Here is an 11,944-nt window from a genome sequence, read left to right on the forward strand (position 1 = left end):
ATTTTCCAAATAACCCCTTGTTAAAAAAATCCTCGTCTTTTTCAAAAAAGTGAATGGTTTTCACTCTTTCTTGAAAACATAAGTTACACCGGAATTTACATTTCTAACAATGTTTCACCTGAAATTTACAGGAGGAACAGGCGCTCTTTACAAACATCCCCTACCATTAGACATGCAGACAAGATTAAAGGAGGACGAGTGAGAATGAGTCTATTTAAACAGGTTCGATCAAAACTTCTGCCGGCGGCAGCCGTATCCGTGCTGACAGCCGGTCTGATTGCGGGCGCGGGGCTTCAGCACTCCGAACAGGCTGCGGCAAAAAAACAGTCTGACAAAAACGAAATCAGAAACGTCATCTTCATGGTCGGCGACGGAATGGGCGCTCCCTATATGAACGCCTACCGTTCGGTCATTAACAAAGGAAAGCCTTCGGACGGCATGAAACTGACGGCATTCGACCCCAATCTCACCGGTATGATGATGACTTACCCTGACGATCCTGATTCCAATATTACCGATTCCGCGGCGGCAGGCACGGCAATGGCCACAGGCGTGAAAACGTATAACGCGGCGATCGGAGTCGATAAAAAAGGAAAGCGGGTAAAATCCGTCCTCGAAGAAGCGAAACAAAGAGGCAAATCCACCGGACTTGTCGCAACTTCGGAGATTGCCCACGCCACTCCTGCGGCATTCGGAGCCCATAACAAATCCAGAAAAAATATGGATGACATCGCAAGCAGCTACTTTGATGACCGCATCAACGGAAAACAGAAAGTCGATGTGCTCCTCGGAGGCGGCAAATCAAACTTTATCCGTAAAGACCGCAATGTAACAAAGGATTTCAAAAAAGCGGGATACAGCTACGTTACATCAAAACAGGAGCTCAAAAAGGATCGTAACAAGAAGATTCTCGGCCTGTTTGCCGATGGCGGACTCGACAAAGCAATCGACCGCTCAAACGCCGTCCCTTCATTAGAAGACATGACAACGGCAGCGATCGACAGGCTGAACAAGAATAAAAAAGGGTTTTTCTTAATGGTCGAAGGCAGCCAAATTGACTGGGCGGGACATGACAATGATATAGTCGGCGCAATGAGCGAAATGAAGGATTTTGAAAAAGCGTATAAAGCAGCGATCGCATTTGCCAAAAAGGACAAACATACGCTTGTCGTTGCCACGGCCGATCATACCACCGGCGGATTGACGATCGGCGCGAATGACGATAAAAACTGGCATGTTGAACCGATTCTTGCCGCCAAAAAAACCCCGGCATTTATGGCTGACCAAATCAAAGCGGGCAAATCCGTATCTTCCGTGCTTGCGCGTTATACAGACCTGAAATGGTCAAAAGCTGAGATCAAACAGATCGAAACGGCCGCAAAACAGGATGCTGACAAGAGCATCTACAAAGCGATCATTAAGCTCTTTAATGCGAAAACCAACAGCGGCTGGACAACCGGCGATCATACGGGCGAAGAAGTTCCCGTTTACGCGTACGGTCCGGGAAGAGAGTCATTTACGGGGCTTTTAAACAACACGGACCAGGCCAAAAAGATCTTTCACATCCTGAAACACGGAAAATAAAAAAAGGATGCGGGGAAACTCCCGCATCCTTTCTTCTTTTACAGATATCTCCGGTGCACTCCTTTGCCGTCATAAGAAAACATCACTTCTCTGTCTTCAAGAACAGATTCGATGTGCACGCTCCTGCCCCACAGCTGGTACAGATACGGCAGCACTTTCTCCAAATATTTCAGATCAAGCTCAATTCCCTCATACCAATGTTTAATATAAAGCTCATTATTCTTCAGGTAATCCCCGTCATTGACGGTCAGATAAGGAAATCCCCCGTTGACCCGCATGTTCACGAGCTGGTCGCGCACGGCCTTCCATTCTTTGTCGATCACTTTATAGTCCCTGCCCTGCTTTTGGAATAAATACAAATCCTCACGCATCACGAGATCTTTCGTCAAATAATTGCGGATAAATGATATATCCGATTCAATTTCCCTGACCTCAAACATTTTCTCGCGGCCGGAACCGGGCTTTACTCCTGTTTTTTTCATTTCATCTGTCGGGTTGTCATAACGCTCTTCGATGTCTTCAAAAATTTTCAGCCCTAAATAATACGGGTTGATTCCCGTTTTTGACGGCTGAACGACGCCTGCGTTCAGCTTCGCAAATTCGATGGCTTCATCTGAAGTCAGGTCAAGCTCGCGGATAATCCGCTGATGCCAATAAGATGCCCAGCCTTCGTTCATGATTTTCGTTTCCAGCTGCGGCCAGAAATACAGCATTTCTTCTCTCATCATGGTTAAAATGTCACGCTGCCACGGTTCAAGCTCCCGCGAATGTTCTTCGATAAACAGCAGAATATCTTTTTCCGGCCGGGGCGGAAACGGTTTTTTCCCTTTTTTCTTTTTCACCTGCTTCGGCTTATCCATTCCCCATAAATCATCGTAAGGCGATGGCGCGGTTTCTTCTTCGTCCTCCTCTTCGTCATCGACGCTCCACAGCAGCTTCGGCCTGACGAGCGACGGATCGATATGCTCCTGAATCGCCAGAATGGCATCTAAAAAGGACTCCACCTCTTTTATCCCGTGCATTCTTTCATAATGCTTAATCCGCTCCGCCGCAGCCGCCATACTCTCAACCATGTCCCGGTTCGTATTTTGAAAGCGGCAGTTATGTTTGAAAAAATCACAATGGGCAAGAACATGGGCTACAATTAATTTATTTTGGATCAGCGAATTGCTGTCCAGCAAAAAAGCGTAGCAAGGGTTGGAATTAATGACAAGTTCATAAATTTTGCTCAAACCGAGATCATAATGGAGTTTCATCTTATGAAATTGTTTGCCGAAACTCCAGTGGCTGAATCTCGTCGGCATGCCGTACGCGCCGAATGTATAAATAATTTCAGCCGGGCAAATTTCATATCTCATCGGGTAGAAATCAAGGCCGAAACCCTTGGCAATGTCGGTTATTTCCTCAATTGCCCGCTGTAAACCTTTTGTCTCCTCCGCGTTCAACCGAATCCCCCCTACTTGGACTTATTTATAATGTATGACCCCTCCTCTCAAAAGATGAAATAACAGACCGGTTTCCGGCTGAAAACTTTCGGCACATCCGCCCCGTTTGCTTTATATGTAAGTGGGTAAAACACACACCATACCCAAAAAGAAAAGGAGCGATTCTACTTGAATACAGCAGACATGCTTACGACGTATCTCAGCAAACTCCCGAATCTGATCATTGCACTGCTCGTCCTGCTTATCGGCTGGGGCATTGCCAAAATCATTGAAAAAGCCGTATACAAAGGCCTGCAAAAAACAAAAATCGACGACAGGCTGTTCGCCGAAAAAAAGCCGGCGCGCTATTCCTCAGAAAAAGTCATCAGTAAAGTCATTTATTTTATCGCATTAATCATCGTTTTTATTCTATTCTTTAACATTCTGCATCTGACAACCGTGGCTTCGCCTTTTGTCAGCATGCTGTCAGCGATAACGGCGGCTGTGCCGAGCATTTTAAAAGCCGGCCTGATTCTGCTGTTGGGCTGGGCGGCCGCTTCGCTTTTCAGCTATCTCGTCAAAAAAGCGGGCATGAAACTCGCTGAAAACGGCCGGCTCAGAAAATGGACAATGGTGTCTGAAGAAGCGGAAATGAGCAGATCCGTTACGGCCGCTTCACGAATCGTTTTTTACTTCGTCTTGCTCTTGTTCCTGCCCGGCGTCTTGGCCGCTCTCCAAATCAGCGGAGTATCAGGGCCGTTTACAAATATGATCCAAAGCGTTTTGTCCTTTATACCGAAATTATTCGCCGCGGCGCTGATTGTTTTAATCGGCTGGCTTGTTGCCCGTCTCGTCCGTGATATCGTCACAAACTTTCTGGCGAGTATCGGCACGGAAAGGCTTGCCGCACGTATGGGGCTTTCTATTTATCTGAAGGATACAAGCCTGTCGGCAATCATCGGAACGATTGTCTACGTGCTGATTTTCATTCCGGTGATCATCTCTGCGCTTGACCGGCTTGATGTCGCGGGTATTTCTGAACCGGCGTCAGCCATGCTGCACACGGTCTTCACAATGCTCCCTAATATCATCATCGGTATTGTGCTGATCATCGCCGGCATCTGGATCGGAAAATGGGTCAACAGCATTGTATCCGGGCTCTTGCACCGGGCCGGTTTCGACTCTCTTCTCGGTAAAATGGGCTTTGAACAGGCGGGTACCCCGAAGCTGACGCTTTCTCAGACGGTCGGCATGATTGTTCAGATCATCATCGTCCTGCTCTTTACGGCAGAGGCGCTGCAGCTTGTCCATCTTGAATTTCTCGTCGTTATCGCAACAGGTATTATCGCTTACCTGCCTAATGTTCTGGCCGCTGTATTTATTCTCGGAATCGGGCTTTTGGCCGGACAGCTCGTCAGCAGGCTGCTTGCCGGCATGCTGAGCGGAAAGGAATTCAGATTCCTGGCGCCGCTTGCGAAATATACCATTATCACTCTTTCAATCTTTATGGCGCTGGATCAGCTCGGTGTCGCCGACACGATCGTAAATGCCGCGTTTATTCTGATTCTGGGCGGTTTCGCGCTTGCCTTCGGACTTTCATTCGGTCTTGGCGGAAAAGAATTCGCCTCCCGTTATCTCGCAAAATTGGATCGCAAAATTGAAAAACATCAATCGGCTGACGATCGTAAGCCGCCGATGTCTTAACGAAAAAAACGTGTGCTCAGAAGGAGCGCACGTTTTTTTTTTGAGTTAAAGGGACAAATTCCTTTTTTTTCATTTTAGATTCATATATGATAGACTGTAACAGAAGCAAAATCTCTTTTTTCGAGGTCATTCTATGAAATTAACGAACTATACTGATTATTCTTTACGCGTTTTGATTTTTTTGGCTTCCAGACATTCCGACGAACTTTCCAACATAAAAGAAATCGCAGATACTTATTCCATCTCTAAAAACCACCTCATGAAAGTCATTTACCGCCTCGGACAGCTCGGATATGTCGAAACGATCCGGGGCCGGGGAGGCGGAATCCGATTAGGAATGACACCGGAAGACATAAACATTGGAGAAGTCGTTCGAAATACAGAAGACGACTTTAACATCGTAGAATGCTTTGACTCCAAAAAAAATCTCTGTATCATATCTCCCGCCTGCAACTTAAAGAACCTTCTGAATGAAGCCCTGCAAGCTTACCTGGCCGTTTTAGACAAATATACGTTAAGGGATCTGGTCAAAAACAAAGAGGAGATTATGAGACTGCTCAGAAGCTGAAGGAATGTCCGCATTCCTTCTTTTTTTATGCCGGCATAAGAAAAAAGGACTATTTCTATTAATATGATAAACGATTGCAGACAAGTGCCGATATAAAGATTATCATTACTGATATCCTCACCTTGCGGCTGCAACGAATGGGGATAGTAAAATCATCGCAGGAAAAGGGAGATTCATTATGAAAAAAAAGGTAGCGGTCGGTTTGACTGCATCTGCGATCGTCGGGTCTGCGTTAGCTGTAACACCGGCAGAAGCACAAACGATTAAGGTTAAAAGCGGAGATTCATTATGGAAGCTTGCCCAAAACTACAATACAAGCGTGGATGCCATTACATCAGCGAATCATCTAAAATCCACCGTTCTTTCTATCGGGCAGACGCTCAACATTCCTAACGGCAAATCAGATTCCGGCAGCAAAAAGCCATCTTCAAAGAACAGCGGCACGACTAAAAGCGTTTATACAGTGAAAAGCGGCGACTCGCTGTGGCTGATCGCATCTGATTTTAAAATGTCCGTACAGGAACTGAAAAAATTGAACGGTCTGACAAGCGACTTAATCCGCGCCGGACAGAAGCTGCAAGTGACGGGGAAAGTTTCCTCAAGCACCGATCAGAAAAAAACCGCTCCTGGCAGCAGCTCAAACAGCAGCAAAAATCAGTCATCATCTTCCGGGACGTATAAAGTAAAACTCGGCGATTCCCTATGGAAGATCGCAAACAGCGTCAATATGACCATTGCGGAACTCAAAGTATTAAACAACTTAAAAACGGATACGATCTACGTAAACCAAGTCCTGAAAACAAAAGGAACGTCTTCTTCGGGAAACACGCCGTCAAAAGACAATTCAAACCAAAATAAAAACCAGACGCAAACGTCCTCTTATACAGTAAAAAGCGGAGACTCGCTCTGGAAAATCGCAAACGCATACAATATGACGGTTCAGCAAATCAGAAGCATCAACAAACTGACGTCAGACATGCTGCGGGTCGGACAAGTGCTTAAGCTGACCAAAACGTCATCTTCCGGCTCTTCGACTTCACCGTCAACTCCGAACCAGTCCGGAGATACAGGGAAAACCACTACATATACCGTGAAAAGCGGGGATTCTTTATGGGTGATCGCCCAAAAGTTCAATGTGACCGCCCAGCAGATCCGCGAGAAAAACAATCTGAAAACAGATGTTCTTCAAATCGGACAAAAGCTGACGATTACCGGGCAGCAGACAAACACGACACCGAATCAGTCCGGCAACACAGGCGGCACAGGTTCAACAAGTGCGAAGATTAATGTAATGATCGATGCCGCAAAAGCTCAACTGGGCGTACCGTATGTATGGGGCGGGACAACGCCGAGAGGCTTTGACTGCAGCGGTTTCATTTATTACGTTCTCAATAAGGTCACTTCTGTATCCAGACTTTCAGCCGCAGGCTACTGGAATACGATGACATCAGTCAGCCAGCCGGCGGTCGGTGACTTTGTCTTTTTCTCAACTTATAAAGCCGGACCTTCCCACGTCGGTATTTATCTCGGGAACGGCCAGTTTATTAATGCCAACGATTCGGGTGTCGTTATTTCCAGCATGAACAATTCCTATTGGAAACAGCGCTACCTCGGCGCAAAACGCTTCTTCTGATATCTGACAAGCTGTACGGCCTCAATTAGGCTGTGCAGCTTTTTTTATAGTCTGAAAATATTAATGCTGATCACGTGTTTTGTTACGGGGTGGAAATACACTTCAGCACGGGATGAAAACGTTTCTTTTGCTGTTTGCACCGTTACGCGAAACACATCTTTCGTCTGTTCCCGGTTCACTTTTGTACGGCCCATGTACGAATAATCGGTAAGCTCGGCCCCCTTGTATTCACGTTCAAGCTGGTTCCATGCGAGCTGCTCCCATTTTTCAACTGACGGATCGAGGTGTTCTGTATGCCCTTTTTCAGCGATCGAGGCAATGAGAATGCCGCAAAACAAGAGGGCAAGCGCAAATGGAAGAGATTTCATCTTTATGTTCTCCTGAGTCGTTTTTGTCAATCTTAGCGTGTCCAAAGAAGAGACGGATATGCGGTTTTATTTTATGTCTCCCTCATATTGCTATGCCGATGTGATAAGGACACCAACTTTTCCCCCGTTGCATCCGGGCTTCGACGGCATAAACTAACGGAGAACTTCTCATTGAAAGGAGAAGCGTAAGATGGATCATGCCGATTATGACAAAGCCTTGTATTACACACACCGGTCTCAATGGGACAATTTATTAATTTTGATGGTTCGTACAAAAGATGATTTATTATCAAAGCGTATTGAGCACTTTCTGCACGCGTATCATTTCGAATATGATCATGCGGTGCTTGAAAAAGAGCTGTATTCCCTTCTCGGGTATATTGATCATGCGACAGAGCTCGCTTATGAAGATCAATTAGCCATGCTGACATAAAACAATCCCGGCGTCAGACGCCGGGATTTCCTGTGTTTGTGAACATATTCAGCTCTTCAATCATGTCTTTCAGGCTGACCGCCATATCCTCAGATACGGTCCGGCGCTCCATGTCGATGTGAATCGGGTCTAAGACCAGCTGTTTCGGGATGACATTTGCATAGACGCCCCGCATGACCGTCCGCATATTCGCCAGCGCGTTCATGCCTCCTTTTCCTCCGCCCGCCGCGGCAATGATTGCCACCGGTTTGTATGCCCAGTGATCGCTGCTTAAAAAATCGATGGCGTTTTTTAAAGCGCCGCTCATGCCGCTGTGATACTCGGGAGATAATAAGACGACGGCCGCCGACTTTTTCACCTGCCGCCTTAACTCTTGCACTGAAGGCAGCTCGTTCTGTTCTTCTTCACCGTTATAAAGCGGCAGTTCACTTTCGCTCAAATCAATAAAATCGGTATGAAACCGATCTCTGATATAAGAAGCGGCAATTCTAGTCCGCCCGTTTTTTCTCGGTGTTCCGCTGATCACTAATATGCTCATAATTTTACCGCCTTTCCAAAAACATTATATTTTACCGCATACAATGCCGCCTGCGTCCGATCGGAAAGATTCAGCTTTGAGAGCAGGTTAGATACGTGGGTCTTCACTGTTTTTTCGGAAATACACAGTGCCGCCGCAATTTCCTTATTGCTTTTCCCTTTGGATATTTCTTGAAGAACATCTTTTTCACGGGGGGTCAGCTGATAATATTTTTCCTTATCCTGATCATCCTGAACCATATGGGTCAGCACGTGAGGCACAATATCCGCCGACAGCCGGTAACGTCCGGAATACACTTCCCGGAGCGTTTTCACTAAATCATCGGGCTGGGCGTCTTTCAGCTGATATGCTTTTGCGCCGGCTTTAAGGGCGGGAATGACATGCTCCTGATCAGAATAGCTCGTCAAAACGACGATACTGATGTCCGGAAATCGTTCAGCCGCAATTTTTGCCGCTTCTATGCCGTCCATATCAGGCATTGATAAATCCATCAGAATGATGTCCGGCTCCGTCTTTTCAGCTTGCTGAAGCGCTTCAGCACCGGTGGATGCCTCACCGGCAACTTCAATGTCTTCCTGAGTGGCGAAGAAATAGCGCAGTCCTTTGCGGACAACGTGATGATCATCAGCAATCACAATTTTCATCAATCAGACCTCCTGTCCCGAAACGGAAGCCGAACGGAGACAATCGTTCCGGCGCCAAGCTCGGATTGCAGTGTAAAGCGGCCGCCGATTGCTTCAGCCCGCGCTTTCATGCCGGCCACGCCGAGCGATGGGAGCACAGCGTGCGCATCAGCGCTGAAGCCCGCTCCACGGTCGCTGATGTGAAGCTCAGCGTAATCCGGCTTTTTAACGGCGGAAATGATAACCCGGTCCGTTCCCGCATGCTTTTTACAGTTATTCAAGGCTTCCTGGGCGATCCGCCAAAGCGCGTGTTCCTGTTCATCCGTAAGCTCCAGCTCATCCTCCATTTCACAAACGGCTTCCAGGCCGATGAGAGCGGCATAGCTTTTGATCGACGCATACAGCCCTTTCGTCAAACTTTCCGGCTTCAGCTGCCAAATAAGCGCCCTCATTTCTGTTAGCGCATCCTGAGACAGCTCTTGAATAAACGTAATCATCTGCCGGAGCCGATCATCATCTGTAAAGCTCTTTGCGGCTTTTGCTGTTAAACTGACAGAAAACAGCATCTGATTGACGGAATCATGCAGCTCTTGCGCAAGTCTGCTTCGTTCCATCAACAGGGCGTTCTGCTGCTCAAATTCGGCCAATTTCATCCGCTGAATCGCCGTTCCGATTTGAAATGCAACCGCTTCAAGCAGATGCAGTTCTTCTTCGTTGAAAAATGTCTTTTCACTTGCGGCGACGTTTAATAAACCGAACTTCCGGCCGCCGTCCTCAAGCGGTACGGTCGCATGATGGGTAATGCCCTCCGTATCGCGGCAGTTCGTCGTCTGTTCCGCAAATTCAATCCGTTTACAATTCATTATGTTTACGGCTTTTGTCAATCCGCCATTGCTGAATTTGGTCAGACAATAGCATTCCCCGCTGCACATGAGTGCATTTTCCCGCTGACCGAGAGCCGGCGGTAAATAAACGGATGCGGCGAGCGTATAAGACCCGTCCGGCTCAATCAGAAAAATCCACCCTGTCTGCAGACCGGTCAGGCTGAGCAGTTCGCGGAGCACTTTATTAAGCGCTTCCTTTAAATCGTGGCTTTGGTTTAAGGTTTCCGCAATCGCTTTTAACGTTTTTAACGTTTCTACCGTCGTTTTCGTCAATTTCCCTCACTCCGGCCAATCAGAATTATCCATATTATATCAATTCTTTTCTGTATATTCCTTTGTTTTCAGCATGAATTTTCCTCATACTTTCGGATGAGACGTATAAAAAAACCGCCGGATGTCGCTTCCGGCGGTTTGTTGTTTATTTCGTATTTTCCACTATGCCATCCACCGTTTTCATGACGGCTTCAGATAATGCGGCAAGACGCTGTTCGCTGTCTTGTAAAGAAGTTCCCTTCACGGCGAAATAGAACTTCACTTTCGGCTCCGTTCCTGATGGACGAAGGCAGAACCAAGAGCCGTCTTCAAGGAAATATTTCAGGACATTTGACTTCGGCAGATCAATATCTTCTTCATGATGATCAGCAAATACAGTCCGTTTTCCCGTTGAATAGTCTTCAGCCTGCGTGATTTGTTTTCCGGCCATCTGCTTCGGCGGATCGTTTCGGAAGGAAGTCAGGATAGCGGAAATCTGCTCTGCTCCCTGTTTTCCTTTTAACGTCAATGACTTCAAGCCTTCACGATAATAACCGTATTCTTTAAAAATGGACAGCAGCGCGTCATAAAGCGACATGCCCTGCTTTTTATAAAAGGCGCATACCTCGACGGCTAACAGCGCAGCCTGGATCGCGTCTTTGTCACGCGCGAAATCGCCGATTAAGTAGCCGTAGCTTTCTTCATACCCGAACTGGAACGTGTATTGGCCTGATTTTTCATATTCTTTGATCTTTTCACCGATAAATTTGAAGCCTGTCAGCGTGTCAATCGTATCTAACCCGAACGATGAAGCGACAGCGCGGCCCAATTCGCTCGTGACAATCGTTTTCATGACGACACCGTTTTCAGGAAGGGTGCCCTGTTTTTTCTTCTCGGAAAGCAGGTAATGCAATAAAAGCGCGCCTGTCTGATTTCCCGTCAGCACTGTGTACTTGCCTTCGCTGTTTTTTACGGCAATGCCGAGACGGTCGGCATCCGGGTCCGTAGCGACGAGAATATCGGCATTTTGTTCTTCTCCGAGTTTAATGGCATATTCGAATGCCGCGTGCTCTTCCGGATTCGGCGATTTGACGGTTGAAAAATCCGGGTCCGGCAGCTCTTGCTCCTTTACGACGGTGACGTTTTTGTAACCGAGTGCTTCAAGACCGCGGCGTACCGGTTTATTTGCCGTGCCGTGCAGCGGAGTGAACACGACGCTGACATCCACTTCATCCGAAAGCTCGGGATGTACGGAGATGGAAGTCAGTTTTTCAGTATACGGTTTATCAATTTCTTCACCGATTATTTTAATCAAACCTTTTTCTTTCAGCGACTGTTCATCTTCAACTTGAATCGTTAATTCATTTTCTATGGCATTCACTTCCGCAATGACGATGTCCGCTTCTTTCGGCGGCAGCTGTGCGCCGTCATCGCCATACACTTTATATCCGTTATATTCAGGCGGGTTATGGCTGGCCGTCACGACGATACCGGCATAAGCGTTCAGCTTTCTCACCGCAAAAGACAGCTCAGGCGTCGGGCGGAGCTCATCAAATACGTATGTTTGAATGCCTTGGGAAGCAAGGGTTTTTGCAGCTTCCATCGCAAACTCAGGAGATTTATGACGGGAGTCGTATGCGATCGCAACCCCTCTTTTTTTCGCGTCTTCTCCCTGTTTTTCGATATACGCCGCAAGTCCGGCGGATGCTTTGCGGACCGTGTAAATATTCATCCTGTTCGTACCCGGCCCGATTTCTCCTCTCATGCCTCCTGTTCCGAACTCAAGATTTTTGTAGAAAAAATCTTCCAGCAGCTGCTCGTTTCCTTCTGCGTCCGCCAATAATTTTTTCAATTCTGAATCTAATTGTTCGGCCTGATTCCAGCGTTCGTAGCTCTTACTCCAACTCATGTTCGTCCTCCTATAATTTCAGCT

Annotated in this window: 11 protein-coding genes; 5 read left to right on the plus strand and 6 right to left on the minus strand. The window is 47.1% G+C overall.

Translation table 11 applies throughout. From position 1 onward, the window contains the following. Positions 1-204: 204 nt before the first annotated feature. Positions 205-1,584, plus strand: a complete 1,380-nt coding sequence (locus tag AR442_RS14675) for an alkaline phosphatase PhoA (protein ID WP_038461322.1) — start codon at positions 205-207, stop codon at positions 1,582-1,584. Between the two features lie 38 nt (positions 1,585-1,622). Here the strand turns inward: AR442_RS14675 and AR442_RS14680 are convergent, their stop codons facing one another. Further along, positions 1,623-3,029, minus strand: coding sequence for a SpoVR family protein (locus AR442_RS14680; protein ID WP_014417292.1), 1,407 nt, complete (start codon positions 3,027-3,029; stop codon positions 1,623-1,625). 168 nt (positions 3,030-3,197) lie between these two features. On the opposite strand from AR442_RS14680, the gene AR442_RS14685 reads away from it, so the two are divergent. From AR442_RS14685 to lytF, 3 genes are all read left to right on the plus strand, one after another. Continuing rightward, positions 3,198-4,712, plus strand: a complete 1,515-nt coding sequence (locus AR442_RS14685) for a mechanosensitive ion channel (RefSeq protein ID WP_014417291.1) — start codon at positions 3,198-3,200, stop codon at positions 4,710-4,712. Positions 4,713-4,845: 133 nt separating this feature from the next. Next, positions 4,846-5,280: a nitric oxide-sensing transcriptional repressor NsrR gene (gene nsrR / locus AR442_RS14690; protein WP_007610306.1), complete on the plus strand. Its 435-nt coding sequence runs from the start codon at positions 4,846-4,848 to the stop codon at positions 5,278-5,280. 178 nt (positions 5,281-5,458) lie between these two features. Beyond that, complete coding sequence (lytF, locus tag AR442_RS14695) at positions 5,459-6,913, plus strand: peptidoglycan endopeptidase LytF (protein ID WP_014417290.1); 1,455 nt, start codon at positions 5,459-5,461, stop codon at positions 6,911-6,913. A gap of 44 nt (positions 6,914-6,957) precedes the next feature. On the opposite strand, the gene AR442_RS14700 is transcribed toward lytF, so the two are convergent. Further along, positions 6,958-7,281 carry a DUF3889 domain-containing protein gene (locus AR442_RS14700; RefSeq protein WP_003155332.1) on the minus strand — a complete coding sequence of 108 codons (324 nt, stop codon included), beginning with the start codon at positions 7,279-7,281 and terminating at the stop codon, positions 6,958-6,960. 190 nt (positions 7,282-7,471) lie between these two features. Between AR442_RS14700 and AR442_RS14705 the strand changes: the two genes are divergently transcribed. Continuing rightward, positions 7,472-7,714: a YhdB family protein gene (locus AR442_RS14705; protein WP_003155335.1), complete on the plus strand. Its 243-nt coding sequence runs from the start codon at positions 7,472-7,474 to the stop codon at positions 7,712-7,714. Between the two features lie 13 nt (positions 7,715-7,727). On the opposite strand, the gene AR442_RS14710 is transcribed toward AR442_RS14705, so the two are convergent. From AR442_RS14710 to AR442_RS14725, 4 genes are all read right to left on the minus strand, one after another. Beyond that, on the minus strand, positions 7,728-8,252 hold the full coding sequence (locus tag AR442_RS14710; protein ID WP_014417289.1) for an NADPH-dependent FMN reductase: 525 nt from the start codon (positions 8,250-8,252) through the stop codon (positions 7,728-7,730). After that, positions 8,249-8,896, minus strand: coding sequence for a response regulator (locus AR442_RS14715; protein ID WP_053285073.1), 648 nt, complete (start codon positions 8,894-8,896; stop codon positions 8,249-8,251). Before AR442_RS14715 ends, AR442_RS14710 begins: the two co-directional genes overlap by 4 nt. After that, on the minus strand, positions 8,896-10,032 hold the full coding sequence (locus tag AR442_RS14720) for a GAF domain-containing sensor histidine kinase (RefSeq protein ID WP_053285074.1): 1,137 nt from the start codon (positions 10,030-10,032) through the stop codon (positions 8,896-8,898). The genes AR442_RS14715 and AR442_RS14720 overlap by 1 nt, the downstream gene beginning before the upstream one ends. A 145-nt stretch (positions 10,033-10,177) precedes the next feature. Beyond that, positions 10,178-11,920, minus strand: coding sequence for a phospho-sugar mutase (locus AR442_RS14725; RefSeq protein ID WP_053285075.1), 1,743 nt, complete (start codon positions 11,918-11,920; stop codon positions 10,178-10,180). Between the last annotated feature and the right edge of the window lie 24 nt (positions 11,921-11,944).

It is taken from the genome of Bacillus velezensis (genome assembly GCF_001461825.1).
Classification (GTDB): Bacteria; Bacillota; Bacilli; order Bacillales; family Bacillaceae; genus Bacillus; species Bacillus velezensis.